The organism is Pseudomonas sp. SK2, assembly GCF_016772395.1.
Taxonomy (GTDB): domain Bacteria; phylum Pseudomonadota; class Gammaproteobacteria; order Pseudomonadales; family Pseudomonadaceae; genus Aquipseudomonas; species Aquipseudomonas taiwanensis.
Window position 1 is genome coordinate 4,178,988 of the sequence record NZ_CP061944.1, and the last position, 16,334, is coordinate 4,195,321.

Genomic DNA, 16,334 nt, shown 5'->3' on the forward strand with positions numbered 1-16,334 from the left:
CGGGCAAGCCGCTCCTACAGAGTACCGCGCAGTAGCTGTGGGGGCGGGTTAGCCCGCGAAGGGGCCAGAGCAGGAGTAAGAACGTTTCCTGGAGCCCACACATGCCCCTAGCCGTCCAGTTCACCCAGGTTTCCCGCACCTTCGGCGAGGTCAAGGCTGTCGACCAGGTCAGCATCGACATCGAAGACGGCGAGTTCTTCTCCATGCTCGGGCCCTCAGGCTCGGGCAAGACCACCTGCCTGCGCCTGATAGCGGGCTTCGAACATCCCAGCAGCGGCTCGATCCGTATTCACGGCGTCGAAGCCACGGGCGTGCCGCCCTACCAGCGCGACGTCAACACCGTGTTCCAGGACTACGCACTGTTTCCGCACATGAACGTGCGCGACAACATCGCCTATGGCCTCAAGGTAAAAGGCGTGGCCAAGGCCGAGCGCCATGCCCGCGCCGACGAGGCTTTGGCGATGGTCGCCCTTTCTGGCTATGGCGAGCGCAAACCGGCGCAGCTTTCTGGTGGCCAGCGTCAGCGTGTGGCCCTGGCCCGCGCACTGGTCAATCGCCCGCGGGTCCTGCTGCTGGACGAACCCCTCGGCGCCCTGGACCTGAAGTTGCGCGAACAGATGCAAGGCGAGCTCAAGAAGCTGCAGCGCCAGCTGGGCATCACCTTCGTTTTCGTTACCCACGACCAGACCGAGGCGCTGTCGATGTCCGACCGCGTGGCGGTGTTCAACCGGGGTCGCATCGAACAAGTCGACACCCCACGCAACCTGTACATGAAACCGGCTACCACCTTCGTCGCCGAGTTCGTCGGCACGTCCAACGTCCTGCGGGGCGAACTGGCGAAGCAGCTCAATGGCAGCGCCACGCCGTTCTCCATTCGTCCGGAGCACATCCGCCTCGGTGACGCGGCCACTACGGGAACCGAGGTCCAGGTCAGTGGCTTGCTGCGCGACATCCAGTACCAGGGCAGCGCCACCCGCTACGAAGTCCAGCTCGACAGTGGCCAGTTGTTGGCGGTGAGTCATGCCAACGATCGCTGGCAGGACCAGGCTCAGCCCTGGCAACCGGGACAGCGAGTGCAGGCGCGCTGGCCACGCGAGGCCATGACGGCCCTGCGCGAAACCCTCCTCGATTCACCTGAACGAGCCCTGCCGAAATGAACCCGGCCGCGGCGTCCCCAGGCCTGCTGCGCAGGTTTTCCAACCTGCTGTACCGACGGCCAAACCTGTACCTGGCGCTGCTGCTGATCCCGCCACTCACCTGGTTCGGCGCGATTTACCTGGGTTCGCTGCTGAACCTGCTCTGGCAAGGTTTCTATACCTTCGACGACTTCACCATGGCGGTAACCCCGGACCTGACCCTGGGCAACTTCGCCGCCCTGTTCAATCCGTCGAACTTCGACATCATCCTGCGCACCTTGAGCATGGCCGTGGTGGTATCGCTGGCCAGCGCCGTGCTGGCCTTCCCTATCGCCTACTACATGGCGCGCTACACCACCGGCAGGACCAAGGCGTTTTTCTACATCGCGGTGATGATGCCGATGTGGGCCAGCTACATCGTCAAGACCTACGCCTGGACCCTGCTGCTGGCCAAGGGCGGCGTCGCCCAGTGGTTCGTCCAGCAGTTGCACCTCGAAGGCCTCTTGCAACTGGTGTTGGCGGTGCCGGGGGTGGGTGGCAGCACCTTGTCCACCTCGCACCTGGGGCGCTTTTTGGTGTTCGTTTACATCTGGCTGCCGTTCATGATCCTGCCCATTCAGGCGGCCCTGGAACGCTTGCCGCCATCGCTCCTGCAGGCCTCGGCCGACCTTGGGGCTACGCCGGGGCAAACCTTCGTGCAGGTTGTTCTGCCGCTTTCCATACCCGGTATCGCCGCAGGCTCGATCTTTACCTTCAGCCTCACCCTCGGCGATTTCATCGTCCCGCAGCTGATCGGCCCGCCCGGGTACTTCATCGGCAGCATGGTCTACGCCCAGCAAGGGGCGATCGGCAACATGCCCATGGCGGCCGCCTTTACTCTGGTGCCCATCGTGCTGATCGCAGTCTACCTAGCCATCGTCAAACGCCTGGGAGCCTTCGATGCACTCTGAAAGTGCTTCGCTGGGGCTGCGCCTGGCTGCGTGGGGCGGGCTGCTTTTCCTGCATTTTCCGATCGTGATCATCATCCTCTACGCCTTCAACACAGAGGACGCAGCCTTTAGCTTCCCACCCCAGGGATTCACCCTGAACTGGTTCACCGTAGCCTTCGCGCGCCCGGACGTGCTCGAGGCCATCATGCTGTCGGTGAAAGTCGCCAGCCTCGCCACGCTGATAGCCCTGGTACTGGGCACCCTGGCCTCGGCGGCGCTATATCGACGCAGCTTCTTTGGCAAGGAGAGCATCTCGCTGATGCTGATCCTACCCATCGCCTTGCCCGGCATCATCACCGGCATTGCCTTGCTGTCAGCCTTCAAGACCTTGGGCATCGAGCCTGGTGTGCTCACCATCGTGGTCGGCCACGCGACCTTTTGCGTGGTGATCGTCTACAACAACGTCATCGCCCGCCTGCGGCGCACCTCCCAGAGCCTGATCGAGGCCTCGATGGACCTGGGTGCCGACGGCTGGCAGACCTTCCGCTACATCATCCTGCCCAACCTGGGCTCGGCCCTGCTGGCCGGTGGCATGCTGGCGTTCGCCTTGTCGTTCGACGAGATCATCGTCACCACCTTCACCGCAGGCCATGAACGCACGCTGCCGATCTGGCTGCTCAATCAGTTGAGCCGTCCCCGCGATGTGCCGGTCACCAATGTCGTCGCTCTACTGGTGATGCTGGTGACCATGTTGCCGATCCTCGGCGCCTATTACCTGACCCGCGGCGGCGAAAGCGTTGCGGGCGGCGGCAAATGACCCTGGAGGTGTCTTCCATGCAAACCCAAATGCTCATCAATGGCCGCCTGGTGACCGGCGAGGGGCCAACCTGGACCGTGCTCAACCCGGCCCTGGGCAGTGCCCTGGCGCAAATCAACGAAGCCACCGAGGCACAGGTCGACCAGGCCGTGTGCGCAGCGGACCAGGCGTTCGACAGCTGGTCCCAATCCAGCCCCAAGGACCGCTCCCTTGCCCTGCTGGCGCTGGCCGACACCCTTGAAAATCACGGCGAGGAACTGGCCCGGCTAGAGTCGCAGAACTGCGGCAAGCCTTTCACGGCGGCGCTGAACGACGAGATCCCGGCCATCGCCGATGTGTTCCGCTACTTCGCCGGTGCTGCGCGCTGCCTGGGCGGCTCTGCGGCTGGCGAATACTTGCCCGGGCACACCTCGATGATTCGCCGTGACCCACTGGGCGTGGTTGCCTCGATCGCCCCCTGGAACTACCCGCTGATGATGCTGGCCTGGAAGATCGCGCCAGCGTTGGCGGCGGGCAATACCGTGGTGATCAAGCCCTCGGAGCTGACCCCGCTGACCGCGCTGCGCCTGGGTGAACTGGCGCAGAGCCTGCTGCCGCCGGGGGTACTCAACATCCTCTTCGGCCGCGGCCAGACGGTCGGCAACCCGCTGGTCACCCACCCCAAGGTGCGCATGGTGTCACTGACCGGCTCCATCCCCACCGGTGCGCACATCATCGGCGCCACCGCCGACAGCGTGAAGCGCATGCACATGGAACTGGGCGGCAAGGCGCCGGTGCTGGTGTTCGACGATGCCGACCTGGATGCAGCCATCGATGGCATCCGCACCTTCGGCTTCTACAACGCCGGCCAGGACTGCACCGCCGCCTGTCGCCTGTATGTGCAGGATGGCATCTACGAGCAATTCGTCGAACGACTGGGCAAGGCGGTGGCCAGCCTCAAACCCGGCCTGCAGGACGCTGAAGATACCGAGCTTGGCCCGTTGATCAGCGCCCAGCACCGCGACAAGGTCGCAGGCCTGGTGCAACGCGCCGTCGCCCAGCCGCATATCCGCCTGGTCACCGGGGGCAAGGCCTTGCCGGGTGATGGTTTCTTCTTCGAGCCGACCGTGCTGGCCGATGCCCTTCAGGATGACGAGATCGTGCGCCATGAAGTATTCGGTCCGGTGGTTTCGGTTACCCGTTTCACTGACGAAACCCAAGCGCTGGCATGGGCCAACGACTCGGAGTACGGCCTGGCCTCATCGGTATGGACCCGCGACACGGGCCGGGCACACCGTTTGGCCGCCCGTTTGCAGTATGGCTGCACTTGGGTCAACACCCATTTCATGCTGGTCAGCGAAATGCCCCATGGCGGCCAGAAGCATTCAGGGTATGGCAAGGACCTGTCGATGTACGGGCTGGAGGACTACACCTGTGTGCGGCATGTGATGATCAAACATTGAGGTTGCCGGCTGGGGTATTCCTTTAGAGGTCTAGCGCCAATAATAAGATCGAGCGCACCGCGGGCTGCGCTCGCTCCTACGATCGTTCCGGGCCAATTAATCTGTGGGATTTGTGCGCGAACGTCTTGGCGCATGACGCGATATCGCATCGTACCCACAAGGCGTTCGCATGCGCCTGTGGGAGCGAGCGCAGCTCGCGCGGCGCTCGATTTCAGCCCCACCCCACCGCTGTCGCCATACGCCCTAATCCCGCAAATCCGATTCGTGAATCGGGTTGGCTCGGCTGGTTGCCCTTTGATACTGCGCCGGCCAGGTGGCCTTGTTGCCGCCCAGGTCATCATCGGCATGCAGCGGCCAGTAAGGATCGCGAAGGAGTTCCCGGGCCAGGAAGATCACGTCGGCCTGGCCAGTGCGCAGAATGTGCTCGGCCTGGGCCGGTTCGGTGATCATGCCGACGGTGCCCGTGGCAATCTCCGCCTCCTTGCGCACGCGCTCAGCGAAGCGCGTCTGATAGCCGGGGCCGGTAGGAATCTCGGCGTTGACCGAGGTGCCCCCGGAGGAAACATCGATCAGGTCGACACCCAGCACCCGCAAGCGGCGCGCCAGTTCGACGGTTTCATCCGGGTTCCAGCCATCCTCGACCCAGTCGGTTGCCGAGACGCGCACGAACAGCGGCAGTTCTGCCGGCCAGACCTTGCGAACGGCCTCCACCACCTGGAGGGTCAGGCGGATGCGGTTCTCGAAGCAGCTTCCGTACTCGTCACGGCGCTGGTTACTCAATGGTGAGAGGAACTGATGCAGGAGATACCCATGGGCCGCGTGGACTTCGACGACCTTGAAGCCCGCTTTCAGCGCTCGCTCGGTCGAGGCGACGAAGGCATCGATCACGCCCTGAATCTCGTCCTTGCTCAACTCGCGCGGTGGCGTGTGCTGCGGGTCGAAGGCGATCTTCGAGGGGCCCACCGGCTGCCAGCCACCGTCTTCGATCTTCACACTGCCCTGCTTGCCCAACCAGGGCCGATACGTACTGGCCTTGCGCCCAGCGTGGGCCAGCTGGATGCCCGGCACGGCGCCCTGGGCGGTAATGAAACGGGTAATGCGCTGCAAAGGCGCAATCTGATCGTCGTTCCACAGGCCGAGGTCTTCGGCAGTGATCCGACCATCGGCGGTCACCGCGACGGCCTCGCTGATGACCAAGCCGGCGCCACCCACGGCTCGGCTCCCCAGGTGAACGAGATGCCAATCGTTGGCCAGGCCATCGATCGCAGAATACTGGCACATCGGCGAGACCGCGATGCGGTTGGGCAGCGTCAACTGACGCAGGGTGTAAGGCTCGAGCAGCAGGCTCATGAGGGCACCTCCCAAGGACTCCAATGGTGATCCAGTCCGGACACTCAAGTGCACATCCCTGGCCCGGTGCCGGTCATTAATCAGACTAGACCAGATTGGAGGGCAACAGATTTTCGGTGGCTATGAAACCGAGCGCCGCCCGCGCGGCGCATCGCGAGCAAGGCTCGCTCCTACCGCTGCTTCGGGCCAGTCATGCCTGCACGATTTGCGCGCGATCGCCTTGGTGCACGGCCCAATGACCGCACGCGTCTGCAGGAGCGAGCCTTGCTCGCGATGCGCCGCGCGAGCGGCGCTCGATTCACGCCCCCAAACCCTCCAGACAGGCGCGTGGATGCCGTCATGCAGATCTGCCGTCTGAAGGAGCGCTCAGCGCGGCTCCATGTGGGCGATCATCAACTGCACGCTTTCATTACCGCGAAACTCGTTCACATCCAGCTTGTAGGCCAATTCCACCCAACGCACGGTGGGGTTTGGCCAGACCTCGCGGTCGATCCCGAAGGCAATGCCATCCAACTTCACGGCACCACATTCGCTCTTGAGCACCACCTTCAGGTGCCGCTCGCCGACCACCCGTTGCTCGACCAGTTGGAACACGCCATGGAACAGCGGTTCGGGGAAGTGCTGCCCCCAAGGGCCGGCGTTGCGCAGGGCCTTGGCCAGGTCGAGGTGGAACTCTTCGACCGCAAGGGTGCCATCGGACAACAGGCGGCCGGTCAGGTCCTCCTCGCGCAACTGGCGACGGACTTCCTCGTCGAACGCCTCGGCGAATGCCGGGAAGTTGGCCTCCGGCAAGGAAAGCCCGGCGGCCATGGCATGTCCACCAAACTTGCTGATCAGCTGCGGATGCCGGGCTGCCACGGCATCCAACGCATCGCGAATATGAAAGCCCGGCACAGAGCGCGCCGAGCCCTTGAGCATGCCCTCCCCCGCATCGGCAAACGCGATGGTAGGACGGTGGTAGCGCTCTTTCAGGCGCGAAGCAAGAATCCCGATCACCCCCTGGTGCCAGTCGGCGTCGAACAGGCACAGGCCATAGGGCATGGACTCGACCGGCAGGTCCTTGAGCTGGGCCAGGGCTTCGCGTTGCATGCCCTGCTCGATGGACTTGCGGTCCTGGTTCAGGTCATCCAGCTGCTGGGCCATGTCCATCGCCAGGGCGGCGTCCTCGCACAGCAGGCATTCGATACCCAGGCTCATGTCATCCAGTCGCCCGGCCGCGTTCAGCCGTGGGCCGAGAATGAAGCCGAGGTCGGTCGAGGTGATACGCCGATGATCACGCCGCGCCACTTCCAGGATGGCCTTGAGGCCAGGACGAGCGCGGCCTGCACGGATGCGCTCGAGGCCCTGGTGCACCAGGATGCGGTTGTTGGCATCCAGGGGCACCACGTCCGCCACACTGCCAAGGGACACCAGGTCGAGCAACTCGCCGATATTCGGTTGGGCTTGGGTCTGGTAGCGCCCCAGGCTGCGTAGGCGCGCACGTAAGGCCATCAGTACGTAGAAGATGACCCCGACGCCGGCCAGCGCCTTGCTTGGGAACTCGCAGCCCGGCTGGTTGGGGTTGACGATGGCGTCGGCATCCGGCAATTGCTCGCCCGGCAGGTGGTGGTCGGTCACCAGCACCTTGAGCCCCGCGGCCTTTGCAGCAGCCACACCGTCCACGCTGGAGATCCCGTTGTCGACTGTGACCAGCAATTGCGGCTGGCGTTGCAATGCGACCTGGACAATCTCCGGGGTCAGGCCGTAGCCGTACTCGAAACGATTGGGCACCAGGTAGTCGACATGGGCCGCACCCAGCAAGCGCAGGCCGAGCACGCCCACCGTACTGGCCGTCGCACCGTCGGCATCGAAGTCGCCGACGATGAGGATTCGCTGGCGCTGGTCGATCGCCTCCACCAACAGGTCGACCGCCGCCTCGATCCCCTTGAGTTGCTGGTACGGCAATAGGCGCCCCAGGCTTTTGTCCAGCTCAGCCTCGGATTGCACGCCACGGGCGGCGTACAAGCGCGTCAACAACGGGGGTAGGTTACCCAGAAATGGCAGGGTCGGCGGCAGTGGGCGAGGTTCGATACGCATAATGGCTTCGGCAGTCAGGGTCTATGAAGGTCAGCCACGCTCACCGAGCAGCCATTGCAACTGCACTTCGTGCTGGCCACGGTCGTCGGTGACGAAGACCGTCCCTTCGCTGATCATCACGTCCCACTTGATGGTGCGGGGCATGTCGGTGGCCAGGGTTTCCAGCACCTCTTGCGGCACAGCGGCAATGCTGAGGTTCTTCAGGCCCTTGACCGCACCCACCACCTTGCCTTCCCAAACCCGCAGGCTGCCGTAGGCCAGCAGGCTGGTGCGCTCGGTGCGGCGCGAGCACCAGGTCAGGCGCTCGGCGTCCGGCTGGCCGACTTCGATCCAGTGCAGGATGCGATCATCCAGGCTTTTTTCCCACAGCGCCGCTTCATCCACATCGGACAGTCCACGACCGAACGACAGGTTTTCGTTGTACCAGAGGGCATAAGCCAGCAAACGCACGGCCATTCGCTCTTCGGTTTCCGAAGGGTGACGGGCAATGGTCTGCCTGACGTTTTCGTACACGCCACGGTCAAGATCGGTCAGATTCAGTTCGAATTTGTAGGTGGTGGACGGCTGGGCCATGGTCGACGGGCTTCTTGCGCAAAGAAAAGTGGCACAGTCTAACCGATACGCGACGTCGTTGCCGCGCAGCAGTTTCTGCCGCCAGCGACCTATGATAAAACCACCGCTCTGCCCAGTCGCCACGGATGCCACATGCCTACGCCCAGCAAACCCCTCGCAGGTCTGAAAGTCATCGAACTCGGCACCCTCATCGCCGGCCCGTTCGCCTCGCGCATCTGCGCCGAATTCGGCGCCGAGGTGATCAAGGTCGAGTCCCCCGACGGCGGCGACCCACTGCGCAAGTGGCGTAAACTCTACGAAGGCACCTCGCTGTGGTGGTTCGTCCAGGCCCGCAACAAGCAGTCGCTGACCCTTAACCTCAAACACCCGGAAGGCCGCGAAGTCCTCAAGCGGCTATTGGCCGAAGCCGACATTCTCATCGAGAACTTCCGTCCAGGGGTGCTGGAAAAACTTGGCCTGGGCTGGGATGTGCTGCAGGCTCTGAATCCGAAACTGGTGATGGTGCGCCTGTCCGGCTTCGGCCAGACCGGCCCGATGAAAGATCAGCCCGGTTTCGGTGCGGTTGGCGAGTCGATGGGCGGGCTGCGTTACATCACCGGTTTCGAAGACCGCCCGCCGGTGCGCACCGGGATTTCCATCGGTGACTCGATCGCCGCCCTGTGGGGCGTGATCGGGGCATTGATGGCTCTGCGCCATCGTGAAGTCAATGGCGGCCAGGGCCAGGTCGTCGACGTGGCGTTGTACGAGGCGATTTTCGCCATGATGGAAAGCATGGTCCCGGAGTTCGATGTGTTCGGTTTTATCCGCGAACGCACCGGCAACATCATGCCAGGCATCACCCCCTCCTCCATCCACACCACCGCCGACGGCAAGCATGTGCAGATCGGCGCCAACGGTGATGCGATCTTCAAACGCTTCATGCACGCCGTCGGCCGCGACGACCTGGCCAACGACCCAAGCCTGGCCACCAATGATGGCCGCGACCTGCGGCGCGACGAGCTATATGGGGTGATCGACCGCTGGGCCAACAGCCTGACGCTGGAGCAAGTCATGCAGGTACTCACCAGCGCCGAGGTACCGGCAAGCCGGATCTACTCGGCCGAGGACATGTTCAACGATCCACAGTACCTCGCGCGCGAAATGTTCCTCCAGGCTCGCCTGCCTGACGGCAAGCCGTTCAAGATGCCTGGCATCGTGCCAAAGCTGTCGGAAACACCCGGTTCTGCCGAGTGGGTTGGCCCAGCACTGGGAGAACATACCGACGCCGTGCTTGAGCGCCTGGGATATGACGCTGCCGCCATCGCCAACCTGCGCCAGAGTGGCGCAGTCTGATACCGCCGCGCCCGCCCATGCCAGCACCTGGCCTGCTACGTCGGCTGACCGGCCTGCTTGGCCTGCTGGCTACCCTGGCCACTGGGCCGGCGCTGGCCAAGGAACGCGTGCTGTGGCTGGTGCGAGACCTGCCGCCGTTCACCATTTTCGAAGGGACAGAGAAAGGCCAGGGTGTCATCGACCAACTGCTGCCGCTGTTGATCTCGCAGATGCCGGAGTATGAACATGACATCGTGCGGGTTAACCGAGCCCGCGGGATTCAGATGCTCCAGGACCCGCGCAGCCTCACGTGCGACCCGACACTACTGTGGACGCCAGAGCGGGAAAAGTTCGTGCATTTCTCCATTCCATCCCTGGGCGTGCTGAGCGGTGGGCTGCTGGTCCGCAAGCAAGACCGCGACGTGGTCGAACCATTTTTGGATGACCAGCAGGTGGATCTCAAGCGCTTGCTCACCGACACACGGCTTAAACTAGGCATTGTCGCCGAGCGCAGCTACAGCGCCCAGATCGACGCGATACTGCGTCAGTTGCCCGACGAAGCCTTCAGCCGCCATTACGGCAACGAGGCTACCGCCAGTCTTCTGCAGATGCAGCAGAAAGGGCGACTGAAGCTGATGCTGGGGTATCGGCACGAGGTCAACTACCTGACAGGGCAACAAGGGGGCTCGGCGGATGACTACCTCTTCTACCCTATCTTGGGTGTGAACCGCTTCCAGTTCCTTCACGTAGGCTGCTCGGACACACCGATGGGGCGCCAAGTGGTCGAGCATATCGACCAGTTGCTACCGGCGCTTCGTCAGGACACGCTGCCGCTCTATTACTCGCACTGGCTCGATCCCGAGCAACGTGAGAGTTATCTGGAACAGAGCCGCCACTTTTTCCACACCCCATGAAAAAGAAACCCCGGAGCGCTGGGGAAGACGCCCGGGGTCAATCGAAAGCCCTCATGGGCTTCCCGTGACAGCCCCGCCATCACCGGAGCGAAGTTCTGGCTGGCTGCCCTACTGTGTCTGATACCCCCTTCATGCAAAGGTTCCCTGGCTTGCAGGCCGTTGCTGCAGTGCCGCTATCATACAGGGCTGCAAGCGACCCTCTGCGATCTGCAGGTCGCGGTGCAGGCCATCCACCAAGTCGATCAACAAGCGTTGTTCCTGCAACTGGCGCACACTGACGGTGCGCCTGAGCGTCAGGCTACCAAGACTGTCGTACACGCTCAGCAAGCGATTACCGCTGGCCTGCGCTTCACCGAGTTGGGTTTTATAAGGGGAAAGTGCGTCATTGAGCAGCTTGCAGATTCTTTCCATCCGGATCACTCGCTGGGTGGTGGGACATGAAGGAACTGACCTGCGAATACGGTGCAAAGTTCGCCATGAAGCATTCGCTTCAATGAGCATGCGTAGGTGAGATGACAGTTTGAATACGCTGCAAGGCCTGTTGCCAGCGCGGCATTGGCAGCGGCCAAGGCAGCTCGGCCAACACCCAAAGACCGCGCCGCCGGGCTTCGTTGGCGAGGTTCAGGCAGCCCTCGTTCGCCTGGCCGACGAACAGCAAAGCGCGCAAGCAGCGCTTGTTTGCGATCTGCTCCAGCAGGGCCATGCCGCTTTCAGGCGCAATGGCATGGTCGAGGACCAGCACATCGGCGACCTGCTCGCATGCCAGGCACGCATACAGGTCATCGAGCGTTGGAATGACGCGCACATTGAAAACGCCCACGGCATTACAGGCCTGATGCAGGAGGATCTGGTGAGAGGGGCGTGGCTGGTGGAGCAAGACGTGGGGCTGATGCATGAACCGCTCCTGATGGGAGGACCGGTCACTCTAGGCGGGGCACCAAACGCCTTATATAGGAGATATCTGAAAGGGGTTTCGGAAAATTCGTCAGCGATAAGTGCGCGCCGCAACCTATCGCCAGCAAGCAGGCGCCTGCAGTACGTCGCAGGCGCCTGTTTGTCAGGTTGCCGGGATTACAGCGGCTTGCCGCGGTTGCCGTGCTGGCTGACGAAGGCCTGGACCGCCTTGAGGTCGTTGGCCAGTACCGTGCAACGTTCCTCACGGCTGAACAGGTCGCTCAGGTGAGCCGGCAGTTCCAGCGCCTTGCCAACGCCCGCCTTTTCCACCGCTTCCGGGAACTTGACCGGGTGCGCGGTACCCAGCACCACCATCGGGGTGTCGAGGCTGCGACGGCACTCGCGGGCGGCCTTGACGCCAATGGCGGTGTGCGGATCGAGCACCTCACCCGTAGTGGCGAACACCTCGGCGATGGTCTGGCAGGTCTGCTCGTCGTTCACCGCCAGCGAATCGAACAGCTTGCGCGCTTCGGTCCAGCGGTCTTGCTCGACGCTGAAACCACCCCCTTGCTTGAAGTTCGCCATCAACTCGGCGATCGCTGCTCCGTTGCGACCGTGCAGGTCGAAAAGCAGGCGCTCGAAGTTGGAAGAAACCATGATGTCCATCGACGGCGACAGGGTCGCGTGCAGGGTTTCCTTGACGTACTGGTTGCCGCTCATGAAGCGGTGCAGGATGTCGTTACGGTTGGTGGCCACCACCAGCTGGCTGATCGGCAAGCCCATGTTGCGGGCCAGGTAGCCTGCGAAGATATCGCCGAAGTTGCCGGTCGGTACCGAGAATGCCACCGAGCGAGCCGGGCCACCCAGCTGCAGTGCTGCGTGGAAGTAGTAGACGATCTGGGCCATGATGCGCGCCCAGTTGATCGAGTTGACCGCGACCAGACGAGTGCCTTTGAGGAACGACTGGTCGGCGAAGCTGGCCTTGACCATCTCCTGGCAGTCGTCGAAGTTGCCTTCGATGGCGATGTTGTGGATGTTGTCGCCGAAGATGGTGGTCATCTGACGACGCTGGACTTCCGAAACACGCTGGTGCGGGTGCAGGATGAAGATGTCGACGTTGTCGCAGCGACGGCAGCCTTCGATAGCGGCGGAGCCGGTGTCACCACTGGTGGCGCCGATGATCACCACACGCTCGCCGCGCTTGGCCAGTACGTGGTCCAGCAGACGACCGAGCAATTGCAGGGCGAAATCCTTGAACGCCAGGGTCGGGCCGTGGAACAGCTCCATCACCCACTCGTTGGTGTTGAGCTGACGCAGCGGCGCTACCGCGGCATGGGCGAACTCGCCGTAGGTTTCCTCGAGGATCTTCTTGAAATCGGCATCGGCGATGCTGCCGTCGACGAACGGACGCATCACGCGGAATGCCAATTCGTGGTACGGCAGGCCAGCCCAGGAGGCGATTTCTTCCTGGGTGAAGCGCGGCAGGTTTTCCGGTACGTACAGGCCGCCATCGCTGGCAAGGCCCGCCAGCAGGACGTCTTCGAAGTTCAGGGCCGGTGCCTGGCCGCGGGTGCTGATATAGCGCATGGGTACAAACCTTCGGTGCTGGGGCCCGGGCCGCGCTGGCGGCCCGACGGCAGTATTTGTTAGTTGAGCTGTTCGACGCGGATGCGCACGACCTTGCCGACCACGTCATGCAAGGCCTCCAGGGCGACGATGGCGTCGTTGATGCGCTGCTCGACCACACCGTGGGTCAGCAGAATCATCGGTACCAGGCCGTCCTGCTCCTCGGCTTCCTTCTGCATGATCGACTCAATGTTGATGCCGCGTTCGGAAAGAATGCTGGCAACCTGGGCCAGTACGCCCGGGTGGTCCTTGGCCTGGATACGCAGGTAGTAGGCGCTTTCACAGGCTTCGATCGGCAGGATCGGGTGAGCCGACAGCGAGTCTGGCTGGAAGGCCAGGTGCGGCACGCGGTTCTCCGGGTCGGAAGTCATCGCGCGGACCACGTCGACCAGGTCGGCCACCACCGACGATGCGGTCGGTTCCATGCCGGCGCCAGCGCCGTAGTACAGGGTCGACCCTGCAGCGTCGCCGTTGACCATCACGGCGTTCATCACACCGTTGACGTTGGCGATCAGCCGGTCTGCCGGAATCAGCGTCGGGTGCACGCGCAGTTCGATGCCCGCTGGCGTGCTGCGAGCAACGCCCAGGTGCTTGATGCGATAACCAAGGGCCTCTGCGTAGTTCACATCGGCGGTGGTCAGCTGGGTGATGCCCTCGGTATAGGCCTTGTCGAACTGCAGCGGGATACCGAAGGCAATGGACGCCAGAATGGTCAGTTTGTGCGCAGCATCGATGCCTTCGACGTCGAAGGTCGGGTCGGCTTCGGCATAGCCCAGCGCCTGGGCTTCGGCCAGCACGTCGGGGAAGGCACGGCCCTTCTCGCGCATCTCGGTGAGGATGAAGTTGCCGGTGCCGTTGATGATGCCGGCCAGCCAGTTGATACGGTTGGCCGAGAGGCCTTCGCGAATGGCCTTGATCACCGGGATGCCGCCGGCCACCGCCGCTTCGAAGGCAACGATGACGCCTTTCTCGCGGGCCTTGGCGAAGATTTCGTTGCCATGCACGGCAATCAGCGCCTTGTTGGCGGTGACCACGTGCTTGCCATTCTCGATGGCCTTGAGCACCAGGTCGCGGGCAACGGTGTAGCCACCGATCAGCTCGATGACGATGTCGATCTCCGGGTTGCTCGCAACGTCGAACACATCAGCGGTAATGGGGGTACCGGTAATCTGGCAGTTCGGGTTCTGCGAGCGCATGGCGATCTGTGCCACTTCAATACCGCGCCCGGCACGGCGGGCAATCTCCTCGGCGTTGCGCTGAAGTACATTGAAGGTTCCGCCACCGACGGTCCCCAACCCACAGATGCCTACTTTGACCGGTTTCACTGTGAACTCCCCATTGAACGGCCGGCACCTGCGCCGACCGTGAAACATGCCGTCACCCCATGACGACGGCGTACTGAATGAATTACTTGGCGGCCTGCTGCTGGCCAGCCAGGGCCAGCTTGGCCACTTGCGGCGCGGGCTGGTAGCCCGGAATCACCTGGCCGTTTTCCAGGACGATCGCCGGTGTGCCATTGACACCGATCGACTGCCCCAGCTGGAACTGCTTGCTGACCGGGTTGGTGCACTTGGCGGCCTTGATTTCCTTGCCATCGATCATCTTGTCCAGGGCCGCGCGGCGATCACTGGAGCACCACACCGCCTGCAACTGTTCATCGCCCGGCGAGCCGAGGCCCTGACGCGGGAAGGCGACATAGCGCACTTCGATACCGCGACGGTTCAGCTCAGGCACTTCGGCGTGAAGCTTGTGGCAATACGGGCAGGTGGTGTCGGTGAACACGGTGATGTGCGACTTGGTTTCGCCCTTGGCAGGATAAACCACCATCTCGGCGGCTGGAATGCCGTTGATGAGCTTGGCGATACCAAGGCGTTCGGCCTTTTCGGTCAGGTTGACCGGCTTGCCATCCTGGATCTGGAACAGGTAGCCCTGCATGACGAACTGGCCGTCGGCACTGGCATACAGCACGCGACCACCCTGCAGTTTGACCTCGTACAGGCCACTGACCGGGCTGCTGGCCACGCTTTCCACTGGAACTTCCAGCTCGAGGTTCTGCAACGACTTGCGAATAGCCTGCTCCGCGCCGCTATTGGCATCGGTGGCCGCGGCGACGGCAAAGGTACTGGCCAGCGCCAGGGCGGCGGCGGCGAACATCTGGGTCAAGCGCATGGGAACTCCTGAAGGCGAACCGGGGCCGGGGGACGTTGTACGCGCAAAAACGCGGCAACCAAGCGGCCCTTGGTGCTAAACCGCTCAAGCCTACCACATCAGACGGGTGCTGAATGGGTCTACGGGTACCGGTCGGCGGAACATGAAAATGATTCATCCACGGGGGTGATGCTGGGCGTGCAGTTGCTGCAGGCGCGCCTTGGCAACATGGGTGTAGATCTGCGTGGTCGACAGGTCACTGTGGCCCAGCAGCATCTGCACGACACGTAAGTCGGCGCCATGGTTCAGCAGATGCGTGGCGAAGGCGTGGCGCAAAGTGTGGGGCGAAAGAGGTTTGTCGATGCCGGCAACCCGGGCATGGTGCTTGATGCGGTGCCAGAACGTCTGCCGGGTCATCTGCTCGCCGCGCAAGCTGGGAAACAGCACGTCGCTGGGGCGGCCATTGAGCAGTTCGCTGCGGCCTTGACGCAGGTAACGCTCCAGCCAGACCACCGCCTCCTCGCCCATGGGCACCAGACGCTCCTTGCTGCCTTTGCCCATTACCCGCAGAACACCCTGGCGCAGATTGACCTGATCGAGCGTCAGGCTGACCAGTTCGGTTACCCGCAAGCCACAGGCATACAGCACTTCGAGCATGGCCCGGTCGCGCTCACCGATGGCTTCGCCAAGGTCCGGCGCAAGGAGCAGTGCCTCGACGTCGGCCTCGGACAACGATTTGGGCAACGGACGACCTAACTGGGGCATCTCTACCAGCAGGGTCGGGTCGACCCCCACCCGCCTTTCTCGCAGCAGATAACGAAAGAAGCCACGCAGCCCAGACAAAAATCGCGCGGTGGAACGCGGCTTGTAGCCTTGGTCGAACCGCCATGCCAAATGATCGAGGATCAGGTCGCGGCCGGCGTCGGGCAGACTTACGCCACGCTCCTGCAGCCAGCCGTTGAACAAGGCCAGGTCACTGCGATAGGAAACGCGGGTGTTGTCGGACAGGCCTTTTTCAAGCCACAGAGCGTCGAGGAATTGGTCGATCAGTGGGTGGTCTAGAGCGGGCATGAAAACTCGGTGGCGAAGAACGAAATGACGCTTAGTCTTTCATAACA

Annotated in this window: 15 protein-coding genes; 6 read left to right on the plus strand and 9 right to left on the minus strand. The window is 63.0% G+C overall.

Annotated features, from left to right (window positions below):
* The first annotated feature begins 101 nt into the window (after positions 1 to 101).
* The 4 genes from IF103_RS18790 to IF103_RS18805 are packed head-to-tail and all read left to right on the plus strand — an operon-like array spanning position 102 to position 4,324.
* Entirely contained in the window at positions 102 to 1,157 is a 1,056-nt protein-coding gene (locus IF103_RS18790; RefSeq protein WP_104883368.1) for an ABC transporter ATP-binding protein, read from the plus strand.
* Positions 1,154 to 2,086: an ABC transporter permease gene (locus IF103_RS18795; RefSeq protein WP_202675574.1), complete on the plus strand. Its 933-nt coding sequence runs from the start codon at positions 1,154 to 1,156 to the stop codon at positions 2,084 to 2,086. The genes IF103_RS18790 and IF103_RS18795 overlap by 4 nt, the downstream gene beginning before the upstream one ends.
* Positions 2,076 to 2,882: an ABC transporter permease gene (locus IF103_RS18800; RefSeq protein ID WP_023382024.1), complete on the plus strand. Its 807-nt coding sequence runs from the start codon at positions 2,076 to 2,078 to the stop codon at positions 2,880 to 2,882. Before IF103_RS18795 ends, IF103_RS18800 begins: the two co-directional genes overlap by 11 nt.
* A gap of 17 nt (positions 2,883 to 2,899) precedes the next feature.
* A complete protein-coding gene (locus tag IF103_RS18805; protein WP_023382025.1) occupies positions 2,900 to 4,324 on the plus strand; it encodes a gamma-aminobutyraldehyde dehydrogenase in 1,425 nt (474 codons plus the stop codon).
* 243 nt (positions 4,325 to 4,567) lie between these two features.
* Here the strand turns inward: IF103_RS18805 and IF103_RS18810 are convergent, their stop codons facing one another.
* The 3 genes from IF103_RS18810 to IF103_RS18820 form a co-directional block, all read right to left on the minus strand.
* Complete coding sequence (locus IF103_RS18810) at positions 4,568 to 5,674, minus strand: NADH:flavin oxidoreductase/NADH oxidase (protein WP_104881340.1); 1,107 nt, start codon at positions 5,672 to 5,674, stop codon at positions 4,568 to 4,570.
* A gap of 366 nt (positions 5,675 to 6,040) precedes the next feature.
* Positions 6,041 to 7,750: a single-stranded-DNA-specific exonuclease RecJ gene (gene recJ, locus IF103_RS18815; RefSeq protein ID WP_023382027.1), complete on the minus strand. Its 1,710-nt coding sequence runs from the start codon at positions 7,748 to 7,750 to the stop codon at positions 6,041 to 6,043.
* A gap of 30 nt (positions 7,751 to 7,780) precedes the next feature.
* The gene (locus tag IF103_RS18820) at positions 7,781 to 8,323 is read right to left on the minus strand and encodes a YaeQ family protein (RefSeq protein ID WP_023382028.1); all 543 of its coding nucleotides are present in this window, start codon (positions 8,321 to 8,323) and stop codon (positions 7,781 to 7,783) included.
* A 132-nt stretch (positions 8,324 to 8,455) separates the two neighbouring features.
* On the opposite strand from IF103_RS18820, the gene IF103_RS18825 reads away from it, so the two are divergent.
* Both IF103_RS18825 and IF103_RS18830 read left to right on the plus strand, forming a co-directional pair.
* Positions 8,456 to 9,655, plus strand: a complete 1,200-nt coding sequence (locus IF103_RS18825) for a CaiB/BaiF CoA transferase family protein (RefSeq protein WP_023382029.1) — start codon at positions 8,456 to 8,458, stop codon at positions 9,653 to 9,655.
* Positions 9,656 to 9,672: 17 nt separating this feature from the next.
* On the plus strand, positions 9,673 to 10,548 hold the full coding sequence (locus IF103_RS18830) for a TIGR02285 family protein (protein ID WP_023382030.1): 876 nt from the start codon (positions 9,673 to 9,675) through the stop codon (positions 10,546 to 10,548).
* Between the two features lie 129 nt (positions 10,549 to 10,677).
* On the opposite strand, the gene IF103_RS18835 is transcribed toward IF103_RS18830, so the two are convergent.
* From IF103_RS18835 to xerD, 6 genes are all read right to left on the minus strand, one after another.
* Entirely contained in the window at positions 10,678 to 10,959 is a 282-nt protein-coding gene (locus IF103_RS18835) for a DUF3509 domain-containing protein (RefSeq protein WP_023382031.1), read from the minus strand.
* A gap of 79 nt (positions 10,960 to 11,038) precedes the next feature.
* On the minus strand, positions 11,039 to 11,443 hold the full coding sequence (locus IF103_RS18840) for a hypothetical protein (protein WP_027906550.1): 405 nt from the start codon (positions 11,441 to 11,443) through the stop codon (positions 11,039 to 11,041).
* A gap of 176 nt (positions 11,444 to 11,619) precedes the next feature.
* Positions 11,620 to 13,029, minus strand: a complete 1,410-nt coding sequence (gene thrC, locus IF103_RS18845; RefSeq protein ID WP_023382033.1) for a threonine synthase — start codon at positions 13,027 to 13,029, stop codon at positions 11,620 to 11,622.
* Between the two features lie 59 nt (positions 13,030 to 13,088).
* Positions 13,089 to 14,393: a homoserine dehydrogenase gene (locus IF103_RS18850; protein ID WP_202675575.1), complete on the minus strand. Its 1,305-nt coding sequence runs from the start codon at positions 14,391 to 14,393 to the stop codon at positions 13,089 to 13,091.
* A gap of 82 nt (positions 14,394 to 14,475) precedes the next feature.
* On the minus strand, positions 14,476 to 15,237 hold the full coding sequence (locus IF103_RS18855) for a thioredoxin fold domain-containing protein (protein WP_023382035.1): 762 nt from the start codon (positions 15,235 to 15,237) through the stop codon (positions 14,476 to 14,478).
* Positions 15,238 to 15,390: 153 nt separating this feature from the next.
* Positions 15,391 to 16,287, minus strand: a complete 897-nt coding sequence (gene xerD / locus IF103_RS18860) for a site-specific tyrosine recombinase XerD (RefSeq protein WP_023382036.1) — start codon at positions 16,285 to 16,287, stop codon at positions 15,391 to 15,393.
* Between the last annotated feature and the right edge of the window lie 47 nt (positions 16,288 to 16,334).

What these genes read in the sequence shown, in the direction of transcription:
- IF103_RS18805 (WP_023382025.1), top strand. Translation starts at nt 2,900, where the DNA reads ATGCAAACCCAAATGCTCATCAATGGCCGCCTGGTGACCGGCGAGGGG.
- xerD (WP_023382036.1), bottom strand. Translation starts at nt 16,287, where the DNA reads ATGCCCGCTCTAGACCACCCACTGATCGACCAATTCCTCGACGCTCTG.
- IF103_RS18800 (WP_023382024.1), top strand. Translation starts at nt 2,076, where the DNA reads ATGCACTCTGAAAGTGCTTCGCTGGGGCTGCGCCTGGCTGCGTGGGGC.
- IF103_RS18795 (WP_202675574.1), top strand. Translation starts at nt 1,154, where the DNA reads ATGAACCCGGCCGCGGCGTCCCCAGGCCTGCTGCGCAGGTTTTCCAAC.
- IF103_RS18835 (WP_023382031.1), bottom strand. Translation starts at nt 10,959, where the DNA reads ATGGAAAGAATCTGCAAGCTGCTCAATGACGCACTTTCCCCTTATAAA.
- IF103_RS18840 (WP_027906550.1), bottom strand. Translation starts at nt 11,443, where the DNA reads ATGCATCAGCCCCACGTCTTGCTCCACCAGCCACGCCCCTCTCACCAG.
- IF103_RS18820 (WP_023382028.1), bottom strand. Translation starts at nt 8,323, where the DNA reads ATGGCCCAGCCGTCCACCACCTACAAATTCGAACTGAATCTGACCGAT.
- recJ (WP_023382027.1), bottom strand. Translation starts at nt 7,750, where the DNA reads ATGCGTATCGAACCTCGCCCACTGCCGCCGACCCTGCCATTTCTGGGT.
- IF103_RS18855 (WP_023382035.1), bottom strand. Translation starts at nt 15,237, where the DNA reads ATGCGCTTGACCCAGATGTTCGCCGCCGCCGCCCTGGCGCTGGCCAGT.
- IF103_RS18825 (WP_023382029.1), top strand. Translation starts at nt 8,456, where the DNA reads ATGCCTACGCCCAGCAAACCCCTCGCAGGTCTGAAAGTCATCGAACTC.
- IF103_RS18830 (WP_023382030.1), top strand. Translation starts at nt 9,673, where the DNA reads ATGCCAGCACCTGGCCTGCTACGTCGGCTGACCGGCCTGCTTGGCCTG.
- thrC (WP_023382033.1), bottom strand. Translation starts at nt 13,029, where the DNA reads ATGCGCTATATCAGCACCCGCGGCCAGGCACCGGCCCTGAACTTCGAA.
- IF103_RS18810 (WP_104881340.1), bottom strand. Translation starts at nt 5,674, where the DNA reads ATGAGCCTGCTGCTCGAGCCTTACACCCTGCGTCAGTTGACGCTGCCC.
- IF103_RS18790 (WP_104883368.1), top strand. Translation starts at nt 102, where the DNA reads ATGCCCCTAGCCGTCCAGTTCACCCAGGTTTCCCGCACCTTCGGCGAG.